Source organism: Bradyrhizobium sp., assembly GCF_035935975.1.
In the GTDB taxonomy this organism is placed as follows: domain Bacteria; phylum Pseudomonadota; class Alphaproteobacteria; order Rhizobiales; family Xanthobacteraceae; genus Bradyrhizobium.
The window spans coordinates 1-21307 of record NZ_DASYWN010000054.1; the positions used below are offsets into that span (position 1 = coordinate 1).

Annotated in this window: 22 protein-coding genes; 11 read left to right on the forward strand and 11 right to left on the reverse strand. The window is 64.6% G+C overall.

The window, feature by feature from the left end; translation table 11 throughout:
• Nucleotides 1-249: 249 nt before the first annotated feature.
• From VGR99_RS33565 to VGR99_RS33580, 4 genes are all read left to right on the forward strand, one after another.
• Nucleotides 250-1398 (forward strand): alpha/beta hydrolase, encoded by a 1149-nt coding sequence (locus VGR99_RS33565; RefSeq protein ID WP_326904239.1) that lies wholly within the window; start codon nucleotides 250-252, stop codon nucleotides 1396-1398.
• Between the two features lie 67 nt (nucleotides 1399-1465).
• Nucleotides 1466-2437: an iron exporter MbfA gene (gene mbfA, locus VGR99_RS33570; RefSeq protein WP_326904240.1), complete on the forward strand. Its 972-nt coding sequence runs from the start codon at nucleotides 1466-1468 to the stop codon at nucleotides 2435-2437.
• Between the two features lie 273 nt (nucleotides 2438-2710).
• A complete protein-coding gene (locus VGR99_RS33575) occupies nucleotides 2711-4183 on the forward strand; it encodes an amidase (RefSeq protein WP_326904241.1) in 1473 nt (490 codons plus the stop codon).
• 160 nt (nucleotides 4184-4343) lie between these two features.
• On the forward strand, nucleotides 4344-4697 hold the full coding sequence (locus tag VGR99_RS33580) for a nuclear transport factor 2 family protein (protein ID WP_326904242.1): 354 nt from the start codon (nucleotides 4344-4346) through the stop codon (nucleotides 4695-4697).
• A 111-nt stretch (nucleotides 4698-4808) separates the two neighbouring features.
• Here VGR99_RS33580 and VGR99_RS33585 read toward each other — a convergent pair whose 3' ends face one another.
• Both VGR99_RS33585 and VGR99_RS33590 read right to left on the reverse strand, forming a co-directional pair.
• On the reverse strand, nucleotides 4809-5897 hold the full coding sequence (locus VGR99_RS33585) for a Zn-dependent alcohol dehydrogenase (protein ID WP_326904243.1): 1089 nt from the start codon (nucleotides 5895-5897) through the stop codon (nucleotides 4809-4811).
• A 44-nt stretch (nucleotides 5898-5941) separates the two neighbouring features.
• Nucleotides 5942-7726 carry an acyl-CoA dehydrogenase family protein gene (locus VGR99_RS33590; RefSeq protein ID WP_326904244.1) on the reverse strand — a complete coding sequence of 595 codons (1785 nt, stop codon included), beginning with the start codon at nucleotides 7724-7726 and terminating at the stop codon, nucleotides 5942-5944.
• Nucleotides 7727-7969: 243 nt separating this feature from the next.
• Between VGR99_RS33590 and VGR99_RS33595 the strand changes: the two genes are divergently transcribed.
• Nucleotides 7970-8671 carry an SDR family oxidoreductase gene (locus tag VGR99_RS33595; RefSeq protein WP_326904245.1) on the forward strand — a complete coding sequence of 234 codons (702 nt, stop codon included), beginning with the start codon at nucleotides 7970-7972 and terminating at the stop codon, nucleotides 8669-8671.
• A gap of 123 nt (nucleotides 8672-8794) precedes the next feature.
• Nucleotides 8795-9625, forward strand: a complete 831-nt coding sequence (locus VGR99_RS33600) for an enoyl-CoA hydratase (RefSeq protein ID WP_326904246.1) — start codon at nucleotides 8795-8797, stop codon at nucleotides 9623-9625.
• Here the strand turns inward: VGR99_RS33600 and VGR99_RS33605 are convergent.
• Nucleotides 9612-10535 (reverse strand): LysR family transcriptional regulator, encoded by a 924-nt coding sequence (locus VGR99_RS33605; RefSeq protein ID WP_326904247.1) that lies wholly within the window; start codon nucleotides 10533-10535, stop codon nucleotides 9612-9614. The genes VGR99_RS33600 and VGR99_RS33605 overlap by 14 nt on opposite strands.
• A 120-nt stretch (nucleotides 10536-10655) precedes the next feature.
• On the opposite strand from VGR99_RS33605, the gene VGR99_RS33610 reads away from it, so the two are divergent.
• The gene (locus VGR99_RS33610) at nucleotides 10656-11498 is read left to right on the forward strand and encodes an oxidoreductase (protein ID WP_326904248.1); all 843 of its coding nucleotides are present in this window, start codon (nucleotides 10656-10658) and stop codon (nucleotides 11496-11498) included.
• 51 nt (nucleotides 11499-11549) lie between these two features.
• On the opposite strand, the gene VGR99_RS33615 is transcribed toward VGR99_RS33610, so the two are convergent.
• Nucleotides 11550-12173, reverse strand: a complete 624-nt coding sequence (locus VGR99_RS33615) for a GNAT family N-acetyltransferase (protein ID WP_326904249.1) — start codon at nucleotides 12171-12173, stop codon at nucleotides 11550-11552.
• A 69-nt stretch (nucleotides 12174-12242) separates the two neighbouring features.
• Nucleotides 12243-12446, reverse strand: a complete 204-nt coding sequence (locus VGR99_RS33620; RefSeq protein WP_014498412.1) for a DUF1127 domain-containing protein — start codon at nucleotides 12444-12446, stop codon at nucleotides 12243-12245.
• 110 nt (nucleotides 12447-12556) lie between these two features.
• Here VGR99_RS33620 and VGR99_RS33625 point away from each other — a divergent pair, with 110 nt between their 5' ends.
• A complete protein-coding gene (locus VGR99_RS33625; RefSeq protein WP_326904250.1) occupies nucleotides 12557-13456 on the forward strand; it encodes a transcriptional regulator GcvA in 900 nt (299 codons plus the stop codon).
• Between the two features lie 142 nt (nucleotides 13457-13598).
• A complete protein-coding gene (locus VGR99_RS33630) occupies nucleotides 13599-14924 on the forward strand; it encodes an MFS transporter (RefSeq protein WP_326904251.1) in 1326 nt (441 codons plus the stop codon).
• A gap of 117 nt (nucleotides 14925-15041) precedes the next feature.
• Here VGR99_RS33630 and VGR99_RS33635 read toward each other — a convergent pair whose 3' ends face one another.
• Genes VGR99_RS33635 through VGR99_RS33645 form a run of 3 tightly spaced genes read right to left on the reverse strand, consistent with a single transcriptional unit; the run spans nucleotide 15042 to nucleotide 17648 of the window.
• Entirely contained in the window at nucleotides 15042-15455 is a 414-nt protein-coding gene (locus tag VGR99_RS33635) for a Rieske (2Fe-2S) protein (RefSeq protein WP_028149261.1), read from the reverse strand.
• Nucleotides 15455-16564, reverse strand: coding sequence for an amidohydrolase family protein (locus tag VGR99_RS33640; protein ID WP_326904252.1), 1110 nt, complete (start codon nucleotides 16562-16564; stop codon nucleotides 15455-15457). Before VGR99_RS33640 ends, VGR99_RS33635 begins: the two co-directional genes overlap by 1 nt.
• Before the next feature lie 25 nt (nucleotides 16565-16589).
• Nucleotides 16590-17648, reverse strand: coding sequence for an amidohydrolase family protein (locus tag VGR99_RS33645; RefSeq protein ID WP_326904253.1), 1059 nt, complete (start codon nucleotides 17646-17648; stop codon nucleotides 16590-16592).
• Nucleotides 17649-17826: 178 nt separating this feature from the next.
• On the opposite strand from VGR99_RS33645, the gene VGR99_RS33650 reads away from it, so the two are divergent.
• Both VGR99_RS33650 and VGR99_RS33655 read left to right on the forward strand, forming a co-directional pair.
• Nucleotides 17827-18309, forward strand: a complete 483-nt coding sequence (locus VGR99_RS33650) for a CinA family protein (RefSeq protein ID WP_326904254.1) — start codon at nucleotides 17827-17829, stop codon at nucleotides 18307-18309.
• Nucleotides 18306-19286 carry a dienelactone hydrolase gene (locus VGR99_RS33655; protein ID WP_326904255.1) on the forward strand — a complete coding sequence of 327 codons (981 nt, stop codon included), beginning with the start codon at nucleotides 18306-18308 and terminating at the stop codon, nucleotides 19284-19286. The genes VGR99_RS33650 and VGR99_RS33655 overlap by 4 nt, the downstream gene beginning before the upstream one ends.
• Before the next feature lie 29 nt (nucleotides 19287-19315).
• Here VGR99_RS33655 and VGR99_RS33660 read toward each other — a convergent pair whose 3' ends face one another.
• The 3 genes from VGR99_RS33660 to VGR99_RS33670 form a co-directional block, all read right to left on the reverse strand.
• Nucleotides 19316-20083, reverse strand: a complete 768-nt coding sequence (locus VGR99_RS33660) for a hypothetical protein (RefSeq protein WP_326904256.1) — start codon at nucleotides 20081-20083, stop codon at nucleotides 19316-19318.
• Between the two features lie 124 nt (nucleotides 20084-20207).
• Nucleotides 20208-20483, reverse strand: a complete 276-nt coding sequence (locus VGR99_RS33665; RefSeq protein ID WP_326904257.1) for a DUF1488 family protein — start codon at nucleotides 20481-20483, stop codon at nucleotides 20208-20210.
• A 135-nt stretch (nucleotides 20484-20618) separates the two neighbouring features.
• Complete coding sequence (locus VGR99_RS33670) at nucleotides 20619-21236, reverse strand: tetratricopeptide repeat protein (protein ID WP_326904258.1); 618 nt, start codon at nucleotides 21234-21236, stop codon at nucleotides 20619-20621.
• Between the last annotated feature and the right edge of the window lie 71 nt (nucleotides 21237-21307).

Consider the following 21307-nt stretch of genomic DNA (forward strand, 5'->3'; position numbering starts at 1 on the left):
ACAAACTGCTCAGGGTGGGCGCGATCCGATCGCCAGCGGCCTGCCGCGGTCGCAGCTGCGGCAGGCCATTCCTCTCGGAATGCACCGACAATATCTGATTGCGCTATTACAAGGGTGGGTTAGCCGAAGGCGTAACCCACCACTTCTGCCTCCTCGGAGACTAAAGAGGTGGGTTACGCCGAGCGGTTTGCGCTTCGCGCAATCCGCAGGGCTAACCCACCCTACAATTCCACCCGTGTGGAGAAAGCAATGACTGCACTCCCCGACATCCCCCTCCCCGCCGGCATCCGCTCCGGTTATGTCGATGGCATCAACGGCCTGCACATGCATGTGCTGGAAGCCGGCTTCGAGACCAAGGGGCGGCCCTGCATCCTGCTGCTGCACGGCTTTCCCGAGCTCGCCTTTTCCTGGCGCAAGGTGATGCCGGCGCTGGCGGCCGCGGGCTATCACGTGATCGCGCCGGATCAGCGCGGCTACGGCCGCACCACGGGATGGACCGCGGATTACGACGACGATCTGACGCCGTTCTCGCTGCTCAACCTCGTGCGCGACGCGCTCGCTTTGGTGTCGGCATTCGGCTACAGGCAGGTTGATCTGGCCGGACATGATTTCGGCAGCCCGGTCGCGGCGTGGTGCGCGCTGATAAGGCCCGACGTGTTTCGCTCGGTGACGTTGATGAGCGCGCCGTTCGGCGGCGCGCCGCCGCTGCCCTTCAACACGGTCGATGGCCCGGCGAAGCCTGCGATCGAAGACCCCGTGCATCGCGAGCTCGCCGCGCTGCCGCGCCCGCGCAAGCATTATCAATGGTACTATGCGACACGCGCGGCCAACGCTGACATGCAGCACGCGCCGCAGGGCGCGCATGATTTCCTGCGCGCCTATTATCATCACAAGAGCGCGGACTGGACCGACAACAAGCCCTATCCGCTGACGTCGTGGTCGGCGGGCGAGCTCGCCAAGCTGCCGACCTACTACGTGATGGACGCCGGCGAGAGCATGGCCGAAACGGTTGCGAAGGAGATGCCCCCGCCCGCCGCGATCGCCGCCAACACATGGCTGCCGGACAGCGACCTCGCTTATTACAGCGCCGAATATGGCCGCACCGGTTTTCAGGGCGGGCTGCAATGGTACCGCTACGGCACGACGGGAATTCTCAACAGCGAGATGCAGCTGTTCTCCGGCCGCAGCATCGACGTGCCCTCCTGCTTCATCTCGGGCAGGCAGGATTGGGGCACCTATCAGCGCCCCGGCGTGTTCGAGGCGATGCAGGGGCGCGGCTGCACGAAAATGCTCGGCTGCCATCTCGTCGACGGCGCCGGCCATTGGGTGCAGCAGGAGCAGCCGGCCGAGGTGAGCCGCCTGCTGCTCGACTTCCTGGAAAAGGCCCGCACCACCTGATTTGACCCGGGAACCGGGGCGCCCTATATAGTTTAGAATAATTCTAAACTAGCGAAACAGGGCCGCCGTGAAGACTTTTGCCGATTTGACCGAGCGCGAGGTGCTGGCGGTCGCGATCTCCTCCGAGGAGGAGGACAGCCGCATCTACATGACCTTCGCCGAGGATCTGAAGGAGCGTTATCCCGACTCGGCAAAGCTGTTCGAACAGATGGCCGAGGAAGAGCGTGGCCACCGCCATATGCTGCTGGAATTGTACGAGCAACGCTTTGGCCAGCATCTGCCCCCGATCCGCCGCGAGAACGTCAAGGGCTTCCTGCGGCGCCGGCCGATCTGGCTGACCAAGAACCTGCCGCTCGACACGATCCGGAAAGAGGTCGAGACGATGGAGCTCGAGGCCGAGCGCTTCTACGCGAAGGCTGCCGAGCTAGCCGAAGACGTCAACGTCCGCCGGCTGCTCGGCGACCTCGCCGAGGCCGAGAAGAACCACGAGCAAACCGCCGCCAGATTGACCGACGAGATCCTCAGGCCCGACGTGCGCGCGGAGGAAGACCGCACGCGGCGGCGGATGTTCGTGCTGCAATATGTGCAGCCGGGCCTTGCGGGCCTGATGGACGGATCGGTCTCGACGCTGGCGCCGCTGTTCGCGGCGGCGTTCGCCACACACCAGAACTGGCAGACCTTCCTGGTCGGCCTCGCCGCCTCGATCGGCGCCGGCATCAGCATGGGCTTTGCCGAAGCGCTCTCCGACGACGGCTCGCTGACCGGGCGCGGCTCGCCCTGGTTGCGCGGCATCACCTGCGGCGCGATGACGACGCTCGGCGGGCTCGGCCACACCGCGCCCTATCTCGTGCCTGACAGCTGGGCCAACGCATTCTGGATCGCAACGGGAATCGCGGGTGTCGTCGTGTTCTTCGAGCTCTGGGCGATCGCCTTCATCCGCTCGCGCTACATGGACACGCCGTTCCTGCAGGCCGTGTTCCAGATCGTGCTCGGCGGCGCGATCGTGCTGGCGGTGGGGATATTGATCGGGGCGGCGTAGGTCGCCGTCACACTCGCTGTCATGCCCCGGCTTGACCGGGGCATCCAGTACGCCGCGGCAGATGTTGTGAGAGCGAGTTCTCCAATGCCGGCCTCTGGAATACTGGATCGCCCGCCCCAGTGCGCAATTGCGCACAAGGCGGGCGATGACACCGACTTTGTTGCCGGGCCTTCCCGCGATGACGGCCAGCAACATATCAATCGCCATCAAACGGCGGTTGCGACATGCCGCCAAACTGCGCATCATCGCAAAAGTGAAGCGCAGGAGCATGTCGTGGCGAAATCGGAATGGAGTTTCAAGAGTGCGGTCGAGCTGTCGGCCGCACTGACCGCAAGGAAGGTGTCCGCGGTCGAGCTCACGCAGGATGCGATCGACCGCATCGAGCGTCACGACGGCAAGGTCAACGCGATCTGCGTGCGGGATTTCGACCGAGCGCTCAGCGCCGCGCGCGACGCGGACGCCGCACTGGCGCGCGGCGAGCGCAAGCCGCTGCTCGGCCTGCCCATGACGGTGAAGGAATCCTACAACGTCGCCGGCCTGCCGACGACCTGGGGCATTCCCGCCCAGAAGGATTTCATCGCGAAGGAAGACGCGCTGCCGGTCACGCGGGTGAAGGATGCCGGCACCGTCGTCGTCGGCAAGACCAACGTGCCGCTCGGGCTCGGCGACTGGCAGAGCTACAACGACATCTACGGCACCACCAACAACCCCTACGATCTCGGTCGCACGCCGGGCGGCTCCTCCGGCGGCTCCTCAGCGGCACTCGCCGCGGGCTATGGCCCGCTGTCGATCGGCTCGGACATCGGCGGCTCGCTGCGCGTGCCGGCATTCCATTGCGGCATCTACGCGCACAAGCCGACCTTCAACCTCGTCGCGATGCGCGGGCATGTTGCGCCACCGGCGCCGCCACTGCCGTTCGAGCGCGACCTTTCGGTGATCGGGCCGATGGCGCGTAGTGCCGCCGACCTGTCGCTGGTGCTCGACGTGATGGCCGGGCCCGATCCGATCGACGCGGGCCTCGCCTATCGGCTCGAACTGCCGCAAGCGCGGCACACGGCATTCAGGGATTTTCGCGTGCTGGTGATCGACACCGATCCGGTGATGCCGACCGACACGGCGGTGCGCGGCAGCATCAACACGCTCGCCGACAACCTCGCCAAGGCGGGCGTGAAGATCGCGCGCAGCAGCCCGTTGTTGCCGGATTTCGCGGCGTCCTCGCGGCTCTATATGCGGATGTTGATGTCCTTCCTCGCCGCAAGTTTCGCGCCCGACGTTTATGCCGGCGCCAAGGCGGCCGCGGCGGCGCTCCCCGAAGGAGACAACAGCCTTGCCGCCGAGCGGCTGCGCGGCATCGCGCTGAGACATCGCGACTGGGTGGCAGCAAATGCCGGGCGCACGCGGCTGCGGGCGCAATGGCGCGAGCTGTTCAAGACCTTCGACGCGGTGATCTGCCCGGTGATGCCGATAGCGGCCTATCCGCACGACCATACGCCGGACCAGGAAACCCGCCGCATCAAAATCGACGGCAAGGAGCACGTCTATCCGGACCAGCTCGCCTGGCCCGGCATCGCGACGCTGCCCGGCCTGCCCTCCACCGCGATCCCTACGGGCTTTGCGCCGGATGGTCTTCCGATCGGAGTACAGATCGTTGGCCCCTGGCTGGAAGATCGGACGCCGCTAAAATTGGCCGAGCTGATCGAGCGCGAGTTCGGCGGGTTCGTGCCGCCGAAGATGTTTGATGATTGATGCCACCCCGTCATTGCGAGCCACCGGGTCCGCGCGAAGCGCGGCCCGATGACAGGCTCCGCGAAGCAATCCAGAATCTTTCCGCAGCGGCAGTCTGGATTGCTTCGTCGCTTCGCTCCTCGCAATGACGGAGTAAAATGACAAGGAGGGAGCACGTAAGATGAGCCGGGACCTCGAACAGCTCACCTCACTCAACCGCGACTACGTCGCTTCGGTGCAGACCTGCGACGTCAAGCGCTTCGACGAGATCCTGGCGCCGGAGTTCTACTGCTCCAATCCCGACAAGACGCTGGTCGACCGCGCCGCCTTCCTGGAGCAAACCGCCCGGCCGATCGCGATCCGCAATCTGCACGCCTACGACGTCGTGATCCGCATCATGGGCGACTTCGCGATCATCCACGCCGCGACGAGCTACACCACGGCGGATGGACAACAGGCGACCGGGCGATACACCGATTGCTGGGCGAAGCAGAACGGCAAGTGGCTGGCAGTGTCGGCGCACGTGTCGCGGTGAACGCTTTCCTGTAGCCCGGATGGAGCGAAGCGAAATCCGGGACAGCTCCATCCGCGACAGAGATCCCGGATTGCGCTTCGCTCCATCCGGGCTACGAACACTGCACCCGCATCAGCTATCGAACACGATCACGCTCCGCAGCGTCTTGCCGGCCTTCATGTTGGCAAAGCCTTCATTGATCTCGCTCAGCTTCAGCTTGGCCGAGATCCAGTCCTCCAGGTGCAGCCGGCCGCGCAGGTAGAAATCGACCAGACGCGGCATGTCGACGCGAAAGTGGTTCGAGCCCATCGAGGAGCCCTGGATCCGGCGCTCGCGCAAGAAGTCAAAGCCGTGCAGCTCGATCTTCTGGCCGAACGGGATCATGCCGACGATGGTGGCGGTGCCGCCGGAGGCGAGCATGCCGAAGGCCTGCTCGGCGGTTTCCTTGCGGCCGAGCACCTCGAAGGAATGATGCACGCCGCCATTGGTGAGGTCGCGGACCTGCTTCACGACGTCGCCGTCGGCGGGGTTGATGATGTCGGTCGCGCCGAGCTTGGTCGCAAGCTGGAGCTTTGCCGGATTCGTGTCGATCGCGATGATGCGGCCGGCGCCGGCGATCTGCGCGCCGTTGATCGCGGCCATGCCGACGCCGCCGCAGCCGATCACCGCCACGGTCTCGCCGGCCGTCACCTTCGCCGTGTTCACCACCGCGCCGTAGCCGGTGATCACGCCGCAGCCGATCAGCGCGGCGAGATCAAGCGGCATTTCCTCGCGGATTTTGACGATGGCGTTCTCGTGCACCAGCATCTGCTCGGCGAAGGACGAGAGATTGAGGAACTGGTTCAGCTTCTCCGGCCTGTTCCACTGCATCCGGTTCGACGCGCCAGGCAGCATTTTCACGGTGGTATCGGTGCAGAGCACGGTGCGGCCGGTGGTGCAATTGTCGCAGGTGCCGCAGAACACTGACAGGCATGTGACGACGTGATCGCCCGGCTTCACGTAAGTGACGTCGGATCCGACCTGCTCGACGATGCCGGCGGACTCATGGCCGAGCACCGCGGGCAGCGGATGCGGATAAAGGCCTTCCATGAAGTGCAGGTCGGAATGGCAGAGGCCGGCGACCGCGGTGCGGATCAGCACCTCGCGCGGGCCGGGCTTCGGCAGGCTGACATCCTCGATGACCAGCGGCTTGTTGACTTCATAAAGGACGGCGGCCTTCATCGAGCACTCCCTATCGCGTTTTTTGTTTGATCGTGGAGTGCAGCCTACGCTGCCAGAACCAGTTCGCCAACCTCGCTCATGCCGGCATCCCGATCGCCGAGCAGCAGCTCCGCGATCTTCGCCTGCGCGGCATTTTCCGTCAGCCGGAACGGATCGCTCGGCGCCACGCGATGGTCGATCACCAGCCGCGACAGCAGCAGCCGGCGCGCATCACCGCGCATTTCATGAATGCGATGCGCTTCCCAGGCGAGCGCGACGGCGCTTGCGACATGATAGAGCAGGCTGGTCGCACGCCGTGCATCGGCCTCGTTCTCGGACTTGCCTGCGACCTCGCGGGCGAAGCCGACGGCGCGATCGACGAGGCCGCGCAAATTGTCGCGCCAGGCCTGCGGCACCGAGGCGCTGTCGTCGAGCCGGGCATGCAGATCGGCTGATAGCGCCGCTTCCGCGCCATGGCGTCCGACCGCGCGCCGGAGCGCATCGATGGCGACGATGTTGCCGGTGCCCTCCCAGACCGAGCCGAGATGCGCATCGCGCAGCAGGCGCGGGGTGGCGAATTCCTCGATATAGCCGATGCCGCCGCGCATCTCGAGCGCATCGCCGCAGACTTTTCGCGCATCGCGGGTGGCGCGGAACTTCAAGGTCGGCGTGAGGATGCGCAGCAGCGCCGCCGCATCCTGGCTGCCGGCTTCGGCGCGATCGAGCGCGTCGGCGGTGAGAAAGCTCATCGACAGCGCCTGCTCGACCGGCAGCATGATCTTCAGCATCTGCCGCCTGCCGAGCGGCAGGTCGATGATGCGGTTGTCGAACACGACGCGGTTCTTCGCCACCGTCATGGCGTCATGATAGGCCCGGCGCATCAGCGCGGTGGACTTGACGCCGTTGGAAAGCCGCGACGAGTTCACCATCTCGGCCATCTGCACGAAGCCGCGGTCGAGCTTGCCGACGGCATAGGCGATCGCGCCTTCGAGCTTGATCTCGCCCGAGGCCATCGAGCGCGTGCCGAGCTTGTCCTTCAGACGCACGATCCGGTAGTGGTTCTGGGAGCCGTCGTCGAGGAAGCGCGGCATCAGGAACAGGCCGACGCCGCGCGTGCCGGGGCCGGCGCCGTCGGGGCGCGCCAGCAGCATCACCACCTTCGCATCGGCATTCGAGCAGAACCATTTCTCGCCAGTGAGGCGCCAATGGTCGCCCTCCTGCACCGCGCGCGTGGTCAGCGTGCCGACGTCGGAGCCGCCCTCCTTCTCGGTCATGAACTGGCCGCCTTGCGTCAGCTTGCTCATGTCGGTCGAGGTCAAGCCGTCCAGATATTTCGCCTTCAGCGCCTCGTCACCGAAATTGGCCAGCAACTTGGCGCAGCCGTCGGTGACGTTGATCGGACAGCCCATGCCGAATTCGGTCTGGTTGAACAGGAAGGTGAAGGCGTGCTTGGCGACGACGGGATATTTGTCCGGCCAGCCCATGATGCCCTTGCGGATCGACAGCGCGTGGATGCCGAACTCGCCGAACGCGGCATTCTCCAGCTCGCGGTAGGCCGGGTGGTATTCGATCCACTGCATGTCGCGGCCGAACTTGTCGCGCTGGTGCAGCACCGGCGTGTGCCGGTCGGCGAGCCGCGCGCATTCGTCGAGACGGCCGCCGGCAAGTTCGCCGAGCCGGTCGAGATGCGGCTCGATGTGACGGAACAATTTCTCCGGCAGGTGGATGCGCAACAGATCCGTCAGCGCCTGGTCGGCGCGGTAGAAATTCATGCCAGAGGTGTCGGGCGCCAGCAGGCCGGATGGCGCGGCCGCGACATTTTTCGCCTGTGCTGTGACCGGCTTGTGCATGATCGTCCTCTTCGTTTCCGTCCCGCGAACATTTTGCGCTGTTTTGGCGCTTGCCGCGTTGAATGATGTCGATCATGCTCCAGTCACGGATGTCGATAAAGCCGCAAATTGTCAGGGAGGCATGAGCGCCGTGAAGGAGCAATTCGCCCTGCGGAATTGTGACCAGCCCGGCTGGTTGTCCGCGCGGCGGATACCTAGATCAACCGTTTCCCGCCTCCGAGAGATCACCCCAGAGATCACATCATGGAACATCCGAAATACAAGATCGCCCTCATCGTCGGCGCCGGCGAGGGCCTGAGTGCCTCGCTGGCGCGGTTGCTGTCCAAGCAAGGCATCCGCGTTGCGCTGGCCGCGCGAAAAATCGAGAAGCTGGGCGCGCTCTGCAGCGAGACCGGCGCCAAGGCCTATGCCTGCAACGCCACCGAGCCCGAGGACGTCGAGCGGCTGTTCGGCCTCGTCGAGCGCGAGATCGGCACACCCGACCTCGTCGTCTACAATGCCAGCGGCCGCACCCGCGGACCGTTCGTCGATCTCGTCCCGGCTGATGTGGCGAATGCGATCGCGGTCAGCGCCTATGGCGGCTTCCTGGTGGCGCAGCAGGCCGCCAAGCGCATGCTGCCGAACAAGCATGGCGCGATCCTGTTCACCGGCGCCTCCGCCAGCGTCAAAGGCTATGCGCAATCCGCCTCGTTCGCGATGGGCAAGTTCGCTTTGCGCGGCCTCGCGCAGAGCCTGGCGCGCGAATTGTCGCCGCAAGGCATCCACATCGCGCATTTCGTCATCGACGGCGGCATCCGCAGCGCGGTGCGCACCGAGCCGGAGGACAAGCCGGATTCGATGCTCGATCCCGATGCGATCGCGGAGAGCTATTGGAACGTGTTGCAGCAGCCGCGCAGCGCCTGGAGCTGGGAGCTCGAGCTGCGGCCGTGGGTGGAGACGTTTTGAGGCAACTACATCACAACAATCGTCATTGCGAGGAGCGGAGCGACGAAGCAATCCGGACTATATCCGCGGAGACAGTCTGGATTGCTTCGCTTCGCTCGCAATGACGAAAGAGAGGGAGGCGACATGACCACGGAAACCACCATCGACACCGGCACCAACGAACTCCTCTGCGTCATCCGCGACCGCGTCGCAATCATCACGCTGAACCGGCCGGAGGCGCGCAATTCGCTGTCTGATACGCTGACGCCGGCGTTGCGCACGATGATCCGCGCCTGCGGCGAGAACCCCGGCGTCGGCGCGCTGCTGCTCACCGGTGCGGGCGAAGCCTTTTGCGCCGGCGGCAACGTCAAGGGCATGGGCGCGCATCGCGATCCCAAAAAGCTCGAAATGTCCTTTGACGACAAGGTCGCCGATCTCCAGGAGCGGCAGCGGCTGCTCACGGGCGCGCTGGTGTCTGTGCGCAAGCCGACCCTCGCCGCCCTGCCCGGCCCCGCGGTCGGCGCGGGGCTCGCCATCGCCATGGCCTGCGACATCCGCATCGCCGCGCAATCGGCCTTCGTTGCCACCGGCTATGCGCGCGTCGCGCTGTCAGGCGATTACGGCATCGCCTGGCTGCTGACGCGCCTGGTCGGTACCGCACGGGCGCGCGAGCTGCTGTTCACCGGCGACCGCGTCGATGCCGCGCGGGCCGAAGCGATCGGCCTCGTCAACCGCGTCGTGCCCGACGACAAGCTGCAGACCGAGGCTTTCGCTTTGGCAAAGTCGCTCGCCGAAGGCCCGCGCCTCGCGTTGCGCTACATGAAGGACAATCTCGACGAGGCCCTGCTGTTCGACTTCGAAACGGCGCGGGACCACGAAGCGGAACGGCTGATCCGCCTGACGACAACCGCTGACCATAAGGAGGCGGTGCAGGCGTTCATCGAGAAGCGCAAGGCGGTGTTCACGGGGAAGTAGATGGTGCCCGTAGCCCGGATGGAGCGTTAGCCGACCGCGCAAAATCCACGAACGCCCGCAGCGCCGCGGGCAATTGCCGTCGGCTGGGGTAGTACAGGAAGAAGCCGGGATAGGCCGGGCACCAGTCCGCGAGCACGCGGACCAGCTTGCGCTTTGCCAGCAGCGCTTCGACCTGCGCCTCGAATACATAGGCAAGGCCAATGCCGTCGAGCGCGGCATCGACCATCAGGTCCTGGTCGTTCATCGTCAGCGGCCCGGTGACATCGATGGCAAGCTCAATGCCGCCGCGCTCGAATTCCCAGTGATAGAGCGCGCCTGACGTGAAGCGGTAGCGGATGCAGGGCAGGCCTTTCAGGTCGCGTGGCGTGGCGGGCTGTTTGTGCGCCTTGAAGAAAGCAGGCGAACCGACCACGGCAAAGCGATGCCGCGGGCCGATCGGCACCGCGATCATGTCGGCAGCGATGGTTTCGCCGAAGCGGACGCCGGCGTCGAATCCGGCGGCGACCATATCGATCAGGGCGTCGTTGATGACGAGCTCGACGCTGATGTCGGGGAAGGATTTCAGGAACCGCGTCACGATCGGCAGCAGCACGAGCTGGGCCGACTGGCGCGCGGCGGTGAAACGCAGCGTGCCGGCGGGCTTGCCGCGGAAATTGTTGAGGTCCTCGAGCGCGTCGTCGATGTCGCGAAAGGCCGGCGTGATGCGGGCGAACAGCCGCTCGCCGGCCTCGGTCAGCGCCACGCTGCGGGTGGTGCGGTTGACGAGGCGCAGGCCGAGCCGCTCTTCGACATCGCGCAAGGCGTGGGACAGCGCGGACGGCGTCACGCCAAGCTCGGTCGCGGCCGCCCGAAAACTGCGGTGGCGGGCGATGGCGAGGAAGGTTGCAAGGTCGGACGGGTCGATCCGCATTGATGATTTTTTCTCACTAGCTTGCCAAATATATAGCGGATTATCTCAGCTATGGCGAGCCGCTACACCTTGCCCATCGGCCTCGGCACATCGCCGGGTCAACATGGAAAGGGCAACATCATGCGTGTCTGGTTCATCACGGGAGCGTCCCGCGGGTTTGGCGCGTTGATCGCCGAAGCCGCCTTGAAAGCCGGCGATGCCGTCGTCGCGACCGCGCGCGATCCTTTGGCCGTCACCGCCCGGCTCGGCGATCACGAGCGCCTGCTCGCGACCCGGCTCGACGTCACCAGCGAGACCGAGGCGCATGAGGCCGCGGGCCAGGCGGTGAAGAAATTCGGGCGCATCGACATCCTCGTCAACAATGCCGGCTATGGCCTGCTCGGCGCGATCGAGGAGGCCAGCGACGCGGAGACGCAAAAGCTGTTCGGCACGAACGTGTTCGGCCTGCTCAACGTCACCCGCGCGGTGCTGCCGCATATGCGACGGCAGCGGTCAGGCCACGTCATCAACATCTCGTCGGTCGGCGGCTACGCGGGCTTTCCCGGCTGGGGCGTCTATGGCGCCACCAAGTTCGCGGTCGAAGGCCTCACCGAAGCGCTGGCCGGCGAAGTCGCGCCGCTCGGCATCAAGGTCACCGTGGTCGAGCCCGGCTTCTTCCGCACCGACTTCCTCGACGACAGCTCGCTGTCGCGCACCGCGCAGATGATCGACGATTATCACGAGAGCGTCGGCAAGACCCGCGCGCACGCGGCTGACGTCAACCACGGTCAGCGCGGCGATCCGCGCAAGCTGGCGCAGGCCTTCCTCAAGCTGGTCGACGCCACGACCCCGCCGCTGCGGCTGCCGCTCGGCAGCGACACCGTGGAGCGGATCGAGGCGAAGAACATCTTCGTTGCAAGGGAGCTGGCAGGCTGGCGAACGGTCGCGACCTCGACCGACTTCACCGACGACGATGCCAAATGAGAGCAAAAAAATGCCCGGCTCTGGCTTCGCCAGGCCGGGCTCGGAGTGATGTCAGGCCGAGGCTGAGGGGCTTTCGGCCTGACGGGAAAGGGCAGCGAGACGCCAGCTCGCGCAGGGAATGTCCTTCGGCGCGACGTGGATCTCCTTCTCGAAGCGCACCAGCTTCCAGTCGTCGGGATGATTGACGAAGGCGAAGCCCGACTTGCGCGCGAGCGAGATCATGGTTTCGTTGGAACGCAGCGTATCGCCGAACATGTGCTCGGCGCCGAGCGCCGCGGCGCGGCATTCGAGATTCTTCATCAGCGCGGTGGCGATGCCGTGACCCTGCCAGCGATCGTCGACCGACAGGCCGAATTCGAGCGTCGAGGTCTCGGCATGGAACGCATAGCGTGCTTCGGCGACGATGGTCTCGAAGCCGTCGACCATCCTGGTCGCGACCACGGTAAAGCGCTCACGCGCTCCGACGTCAATGAATTCGCTGAGCAGGCCCTTTGGCAGCTCACTGATCGCGCCGAAGAAGCGGTTGTAACGGGAGCGGGTCGAGAGCGAGCGGACATAGTGCTGAAGCTCCTCGGTGTCGCGCGGCTCGACGAAGCGGACATTGACCGTCTCGCCATCGCGGGTGCGCAGCGTGTCCGAATATTGCTTCAAATCTTCCAGACGGAGAGTGCTCATGACACGAGCCTCAGAGAAAGAGGGACCGCCGGCGCCCCTGTGATCAGGCGGCGCCGGCCTGGCGGCCAATCAGGCCCGCCAGAAGGGTTTGTCGGCCTCGTAGGCGATGTCGGTCCAGGACAGGCCGACGTCATGAAGATCGCGGGCGGTCCAGTTGGTCAGTTCGCGGCGGGTCCGGTAGCGCTCGTGCCAGACGTGAAGCGTCTCGCCGATCTGCTGGATCAGGCCCGGTGCATGATGATTTGTCATCGAATTGTGCGTCAAAGTAGACATGTTCAGCTCCTTGAGCTAACTTGACTGCTAATATCTGCTTCTGAGTGCACTGCGACAAACGACAATTTGTACCTCTTCGCATGAATTAAACTCATGCATCCTGCTGCCAAATGACTGCCAGATTGCCTTCCCTGAACGGATTGCGGGCCTTTGAGGCCGCCGCGCGCCATCTCAGCTTCACGCTGGCGGCGTCCGAGCTGAACGTGACCCAGACCGCGATCAGCCATCAGATCCGCCGGCTCGAGGAGGAGCTCGGCATCCGCCTGTTCATCCGGCAGAACCGCGCGCTGGCGCTGACGCCGGAGGCGCGCGACTACCTCCCGGGCGTCCGCGCCGCCTTCAACGATCTTCGCCTCGCAACCGACCGGCTGCTGCGCAAGGACGACGACAAGGTGCTGACGGTCTCGACGCTGGCCTCGCTCGCCGCAAAATGGCTGCTGCCGCGGCTGACCGATTTCCAGGAGCAGCATCCCGGCATCGACGTCCGCATCACGACTTCCACCAGCCTGGTCGATTTCCAGCGCGACAATGTCGATGCCGCGATCCGCTATGGCCGCGGCCAATGGGCCGGCCTGCGCGCCGACTGGCTGATGGCGGACGAGCTGTTTCCGGTGTGCAGCCCGTCGCTGCTGCGCGGCGACAAGCCGCTGCGCCAGCCCGAGGATTTGCGCGGCTATCCGCTGCTGCACACCTCGAACGCCAACAGCGACGACTGGCGGCTGTGGCTGACGGCGGCGGGCCTGCCGTCCGACATCGCGCGGCAGCCCGGCATCACCTTCGACATGATCTTCATGACCATCCAGGCCGCGATCGACGGCATCGGCGTGGCGATGGGCCGGACTTCCTACGTCCAGGACGACATTGCCAAGGGGCGGCTGGTCGTTCCCTTCAAGATCGCGCTGCCGGCCGATGCCGGCTTCTACCTGGTTGCGCCGGAGGGCCGCCGCGAGGCGCCGAAGCTAGCGGCGTTCCGCCAATGGATGATCGCTGCAACGCAAAATAAAGCCTGAAAAATCATCAGCTTCCGCGGCAAATTCAATTGACTCGCCGCGCCCTGCGCGGGAAGGGGTAAGACAGATTGTCGCAGCATCAATCTGTCGCCTGCCGTGAAATGAGTTCCGGTCCGGCCACGCCTTCCAGGGGAGTAACGTCATGGCTGGACCAGCAACCAATCCGCCCGAGATCAAGTCGCGCATCGGCGCGATCCTGCGCGCCACATCGGGCAATTTCCTCGAGCAGTTCGACTTCTTCCTGTTCGGCTTCTATGCCGCCGCGATCGGCAAGGCGTTCTTCCCCTCCAGCAACGAGACCGCGTCGCTGCTCAATACGTTCGGCGTGTTCTGGCTCGGCGCCTTGATGCGGCCCGTCGGCGCAATCGTGCTCGGCGCCTATATCGACCGCATCGGCCGCCGGCAGGGCCTGATCGTCACGCTCGGCATCATGGCGTTCGGCACCGTCGTGATCGCGTTCTGCCCGAGCTATGCCACCATCGGCATCGCCGCGCCCATCATCGTGCTGATCGGCCGCCTGCTGCAGGGCTTTTCGGCCGGCGTCGAGCTCGGCGGCGTGTCGGTGTATCTCGCGGAAATCTCCACGCCCGGCAATCGCGGCTTCTACACCTCGTTCCAGTCGTCCAGCCAGCAGGTCGCGATCTTCGTGGCCTCGATCCTCGGCTATCTCCTCTCCGAGGTGATGCCGGCCGACACGGTTGCCGCCTGGGGCTGGCGCATTCCGTTCTTCGTCGGCTGCCTGATCATTCCCTTGATCTTCTTCCTGCGGCGGACGCTGGAAGAGACGCCGGCGTTCCTCGCGATGAAGAAGCATCCAACCGCAAGCGAGGTGTTCGCCTCCGCGCTCGCCAACTGGCGCATCGTCATCCTCGGCATGATGATCGCGATCCTGACCACGACGACGTTCTACTTCGTCACCGTCTACACCCCGACCTTCGGCAAGACCGTGCTGAAGCTGTCGACGCAGGACGCGTTGCTTGTGACGCTGCTGGTCGCCGTCACAAACTTCATCTGGAATCCGGTCGGCGGCGCATTGTCCGACCGCATCGGCCGCAAGCCGGTGCTGATCGCCATCGCGACCCTGGCGCTGCTCACCGCCTATCCGGCGCTGAGCTGGCTGGTGGCGGCGCCGACCTTCGGCAAGCTGCTCGCCGTCGAGATGATGTTCTCGTTCTATTTCGGCATGTACAGCGGCACCATGCTCGGTGCGCTGGTCGAGATCGTGCCGGCGCATGTCCGCACCACCTGCTTCTCGCTGGCCTTCGCGCTCGCCGCCGCCTTGTTCGGTACCTTCACGCCGTTCGCCTCGACTTGGTTGATCGAGCAGACCGGCAACAAGGCCATGCCCGGCGCCTGGCTGATGTTCGCAGCCGCGCTCGGCATCATCGCGGCGATGATCGTCTATCGCGATGGCGGCAAGGCGGTGCCGACCTATGATACGGCGGCCGAGCCGGTTGCGGGGCATTGATGGTCATTCCGGGGCGCCTCGAAGAGGCGAGCCCGGAATCCATTTCTCCGAGTATTGCTGTCGCACGATGGATTCCGGGCTCGGTCCTGCGGACCGCCCCGGAATGACAGCGGGGAGCTACAACTCCACCACCACGTAATCGCTCTCGACTTTCACCGGAATCGTCTCGGCGACATACGGGCCCTTCACCACGCTTGCGCCCGGCTCGACATGGGCCGGATAGGCCTTCACGCGGAAGCGGCGGGGGTCGCAGTAGGACTGGCCGGTGCGGATGTCGAACTCCCAGCCGTGCCAGGGGCAGCGGATGATCTCACCCAGCTTGGTGTATTCGATCTCGCCGGGATCCTTAGACTGCGCGAGCCCGATCAGCGGCCCCTCGCACAGCGCCGCGCCCTGATGCGGGCATCGGTTCATCAGTCCGAAATATTCACCCTTGATGTTGAAGACCGCGATCGGCCGTCCGTCGATCTCCAGAAATTTTCGCGTGCCGGGCGGAAGCTCGTCGACCGCGGCAATCACATGCCGCGCCATCAAGCGATCCCGTAAAGCTTGCGCGCATTGCCCAGATAGAACGCCTCGCGATTGGTCTCGCTGACACCGGCCGGCAGCACGCGTGACGGCTCGTCATAATCCCAATGCGGATAGTCGGTCGCGAACAGCAGCCGGTCCCAGCCGATCCATTTGATGACGTCGAACAGATCCTCGCGCCTTTCAGGATCTTCCATCGGCTGCGTGGTCCACCACACCTGCTCGCGGATATATTCGGACGGCGGCCGTTTTACATGCGGCACTTCGCTCCTGAGCCGCTGCCAGGCCTTGTCGAGCCGCCACGCCAGCGACGGCGCCCAGCCGAAGCCGGCCTCGATCATCACCATCTTCAGCTTCGGGAAGCGCTCGAACACGCCTTCCAATACAAGGCTCGCCAACGCCGATTGCTGGCACTGCGAGTGGCCCACCATCTCCTCGATGTAATAGGACGGCCAGCCCGACGGCGTGATCGGGTTGCCGCCGAAGCCGAAAGCATGGACGCCGACGGGAAGGCCGGCCTCTTCAGCAGCCTGGTAGATCGGCCAATAGCGGCGCTGGCCGAGCGGCTCGACATTGCGGCTGAGCAGCAGCACCTGCACAAAATTCTTGTCGCCGGCGCGCTCGCGGATTTCGGCGGCGGCCGACAGGCCGTCCTCATTGCCGACGACGATCGACGCCTTCAGCCGCTTGTCCTTGCTGGTCCATTTGTCGATCTGCCAGTCGTTGATCGCCGAGCATAACGCCGCAGAGAGCTCGTGATTGCGGATACCCTGCCCTGTGTTGAGCGGATTGAGCACCCCTAACTGCACATTGTTGGGATCGAGCAGTTGCTGCTGCATGAAGGAGAGCGAGGAACCCTGCGGGCCGCCTTCCGGCGGATAGGCGTCGCGGCGCGACGCGTTGGGCTGGGCTTTGGGATAGGGCGGGCCTTCCATCATGCCCTGATAGGCATGGGCGCCGTAGACTTCGAGATGATGCTGCCAGCGTTTGGCGAGATACGGATAAAGCTCGGTCCGGGTCGCGCGTGCCGGGTGGATGTCGCAGTCCGCGATCGCGGTCTTGATGGTCAGTGGGGAAGCAGCTTCGGTGCCTTCGCGGAACTGGATATTCATCGCCTTGCCTCCTTTGGCAGCGGGCTCACGTCAGTCGGGGATAGGTTGCATGCGGATTGTCGATCATGATCTTGCGCACGAGATCGGGGGACAGACCTTCGGGCAGCGCGTCCTGGGCGTCGAACTGCCAGTGCGGATAGTCCGTGGAGAATAGGACCAATTCATCCGACTGCATATGCTCAAACAGGCGAATTAATGTCTCTTCCTCCGGCGGCGCATCAAAAGGCTGTAACGAGAAGCGGATGTTGCTTCGCACAATCTCGAGCGGCGCGCGATCGACCCAGGGCGTCTCCATGCGCACTCCGCGCCAGAATTTGTGAAGCCGCCAGAGATAGGGCGAGATCCAGGAGACCCCGGATTCCAGCATTACCATTTTCAATCGCGGATATTTGGCGAACACGCCCTCGACGATCAGGCTGGTGAGCTGGGTCTGGAACGCCTGGGCCTGACCGACATAATCCTCGATATGGTAGGAACCCCAACCCACCGCAGTCGGCGGATTGTGATAGGCGGAACCGGCGTGGATGCCGATCGGCAAATCGAGCCGTTCCGCCGCCTCGTAGATCGGCCACAGCGCGCGCTTGCCGAGCGGCGTGTCGCCCATGACAAGCATCAGCACCTGGACGAAGCGCCGGTCCTGCGCGCAGCGCTCGATCTCGGCGACGGCTTTCTCGACACTCTGCGTCGGAATCACGATCGAACCACGCAGCCGTGAATCGCGATCGAGCCATTCCTTCGCAAGCCATTCATTCAGCGCGCGGCAGAAGGCGGCCTGCATGTCCTCGGAAAACACCATCTGCACGCCGTAGAGCGGATTGCAGATGGCAAACTTGAGTTGGAAGGGATCGAGCACATGGCGCTGCATGTCCTCGAGACTCTCGCCGGGTTTTCCCTTTTCGGGGCGCCAGTCGGGGCGCGCCACGATCGGCGAATTCTGCGGATAGGATTGCGAGACGAGGTCGACCATGCCGCGCGTCGTCACCTGATCGCGCCAATAGTCGTTCAGATAGGGCAGCAGGCTGGTCAGATGCGGCACGGCCGGATGCACGTCGCAATCCACCCCACCGGCGATCAGGGACGCCATGACGTCTCCCTTCTCACGTTTCCTCTTTCGTCTTCTCGCGGGCGGCGCTTGGCCGCTTCTTGGCCGCTTCGCCTCGCCTGCCATTCAAGCAGGCCTGCCCGTCGCCCGCAACTCGGCCAAGGCCACTGTCATATGCTAGGAAGGCTGAGCTCGGTTGCGAAGGAACAGGGGTGTTGGGATGAAAGAGCTCGTCGGCATTGCGGAACAGGTCGCGGCGAAACTGATCGCGCGCAAACAGACCATTGCGGTCGCGGAATCCTCGACCGGCGGCCTGATCGCGGCGAGCCTGCTCGCGGTGCCCGGTGCCTCCGCCTATTTCCTCGGCGGCGCGGTGGTCTATACCCGCGATGCCAGGCGCGTGCTGATGGATATTTCGGACGAAGGAATGAAAGGCTTCCGTTCCTCGTCGGAGCCTTACGCAAAACTGCTCGCCGACCAGATGCGCGGCCGCTTCAGCTCCGACTGGGGCCTGTCCGAGACCGGCGCCGCCGGTCCGACCGGCAACCGCTACGGCGACGCCGCAGGCCACAGCTGCATGGCGGTCGCGGGACCCGCGACCGAGGTGATGACGCTGGAGACGGGCGGCAACGACCGGTTCGCCAACATGCACGTGTTCGCGGCGACGGCGTTGACGCTGTTGTTGCGGAATCTGGAGAAATGAACGCCCTCCTTGTCGCGATCCTGCTTGTCCTTGGGATAACGACGGCGCAAGCCGCCGGGGTCAGAAACTTCGACATTCCCGCTGGACCGGCGGGGCCGGCCATCCGGTTGCTGGTCTGGACTCCGTGTGCAGAGCCGCCTCGCGAGATGGATGCGCGTGGCGCCACCTTCTTCGCCGTGCCCGGATGCGCGGTCACCGGGGAAAAGCTTCCACTCATCGTGATGTCGCACGGCAGGCGAGGCTGGTTCGGCGGTCACCATGACACTGCGGCAGCTTTGGCCGATGCTGGATTCGTCGTGGCCGCGCTCAATCACCCCGGCGATACCTGGCGTGACACCAGCCGCACCGACAGTCTTTCGGTTCTGGTCGAGCGCCCCACGGATATGAGGCGATTGATCGAGTACATGCTGGACGGGTGGCCGGACGCGTCCCGCATCGATGCTCAGCGCATCGGGCTCTACGGATTCTCGTTTGGCGGCTACACCGGCCTTGCCGTCATCGGCGGCAGCCCCGATCTGCGCAAGGGATTGCCGAATTGCGAGACGTCCAGCCTGAAGGCGTGCAAGCAACTCGAAAACGGCGAGCTCCCTGATCAGCCGGTGACACATGATCCGCGCGTCAAGGCCGCCGTCATCATCGATCCCTATCCCGTCTTCGTCTTCTCTGAGGAGAATCTGAAAGGGATCACGGCTCCGGTTCAATTGTGGAGTTCCGACCCCGCGCAGAACGCCGACGGTCTATCCGGATGCTGTGCGGCCGCGATCAATCAAAGGCTGCCGGTCAAGCCGGACTATCATTTCGTGGAGAATGCCAGGCATTTTTCCTTCCTCGCGACCTGCAATCCGAAGGATGCGCAGGAGGCCCCGGCGGTCTGCACCGATGCGCCGGGGTTCGATCGCGTCGACTTCCATCGGCGGCTTCACGCGGATGTCATTGCGTTCTTCCGCAAGCATTTCGCCGAAAGCGCCAAGCCGTGACGCAGCGCTTAGCCCGCCGCTGTCCTGCCTTAAGAGCAGGACAAGCCGTTGCCGGGCTCGCGGCAGAGCTTCGCGCGAACCTCGACGATATCGATGTCGTAGTTCCCGGCTCTCCGCTTGCGCGAGGCGTAGGCCGAGTCAGCACTGTCCATTGAAAGCAGATTGAGCTGCTTCTTGGTCGCCGCGCTGCACATCAGAGCCGCGTTGCCGCCAAGATATCTCGACTGGGCGCCAAGCTCCGGCCGGGTGAGCTCCGCAAATGGCCCCAGACGCAATTGCATTTCGAGCGCCGCGATCTCCGCGTCGCTCGCCTGCGTCCGGGCAACACCCTTCATTTTGCGTTCGAAGCCGTTTGCGATCGCCGCCCCATGTGCCGCGCCGAGATCCGCAACCTCTTGCGCTGCGTCCGCAAACTCACCGCGCTGGGAACCCGTCAACAGATAGGACTTGCAAGCCAATGGGTTGCTCGCGAGCTTCAGGAGGGTCGCCAGCTCCGCCCGGTCCAGGGCATTGATGTGCTCGTCGTCGGCATAGACTTCCATCTCGCTCGCCAGGATCATGTTGAGTACACCATTGGCGGCGGGCCATCCGCCCTCGTTGAAGGCCTCTTCTGTCTGTCGAAGGAAGACCGCCCTGAGAGCAGGATCGCTGCGGGCGATCGACGCGGCCAAAGGAAAGCGCGCGATGTTCTGATCGAAATCGCGTGCAAACGCGCTCGGCCCGACGAGGCTGGCATAGGCCAGGTTTCCGGCCAGCAGGGCGACGACGACGAGCAGCAGGACTGATCTTCTGGTCATGCGAGCGTCTTGGGGTGGGGACCGCGAGACATCATCTCACGCCGCGTCGCCGTCATCCATTGCAACTACAGGCTGCCCTTAATGAATCCTTTCGCAGCCCTGGTTAAGTTGCGCGCACGCCGTTCTATCTCGCCAAATGCCGCATGAAAATCCGCACCACATATCCCGGGACTCGCGGCGCCTCGTCGTAGAGGTCCGACGCGATCCGTTCGATGGTCTCGCGCAATGACGTGAACTGCGCCTGCCGCGCGCTGCTCTCGGTGCCCTGCATGCCCGCAAGCTCGTCCATCGCGGCATCGCTGATCTGGCATTGCACGACCTCGTCCTCACGCATCATCGTGAAGCGGAAGGCCAGGCGTTCGAGGTCGTGGCCGATGATTTTGTCGCGCGTCAGCGGCATCCAATTGTCCCGTTCGCGCCCCCGAACGGGACAATGCTGAAAATCCGGCGCTTTGTCACCACCCGCGCCGGCAGACATCGCTGTCATGCGATGCTCATCAACAGCGCGCGTCCGTCAGCCGGTCCGGCGCCAATGTCAGTAGGCGAGTGCCGTGCCGGTCGGCTTGTCGAGTGCCGCGGCCAGCGATCGATACTCCTCGCAATCCGTCCCGCAGATCGCGGCAATCCGGCCGAGATGATAGAGCGCCTGCTCGCGATTGCCCCGCTCGAGCTGCCACAGTCCATAATATTGCCACGTCAGCACGTGGTTCGGATCAGCCTTCAGCGCGCGCTCGTACCAGACCTGCGACTGCTCATAGTCGCCGAGCTTGCGGTAGGAGTAGCCGATGAGGTTGGCGACGTTTGGATGGTCGTCATGGCCGAGCGACTTCAACTGCGCGATCGCGGTCGCATAGTCGTTGCGCTCGTAGATGGTGTCATAGGCCACGCGGTAGCCGGCCGCGAAGGCGGGATCGTCGAGACCGGACTGGTGGTTCGGCTTCTTGCCTTTCTGTGTTGCCTTGGTGCCCCAGCGCTTCGGGTAGACGGGTTGCGGCTGCGGCTTCTGATCCGCATAGGCACCGGCATAGGGATCGGTGCCGCCCCCGCCGCCGCCGCCACCACCACCGCCTCCGCCCGCGGCCAAGGCCGGCGAGCTCAACAGCGCTGCCGCGAATGTACCGAGCATGACGAGCCTGATCATCGCTGTGATCATGTCTGTCTCCTGTCCTGTTCAAGCGGCCCCGGACGAATTGATAACCCTGCCTCGGCAGCGTTATTCCGGGT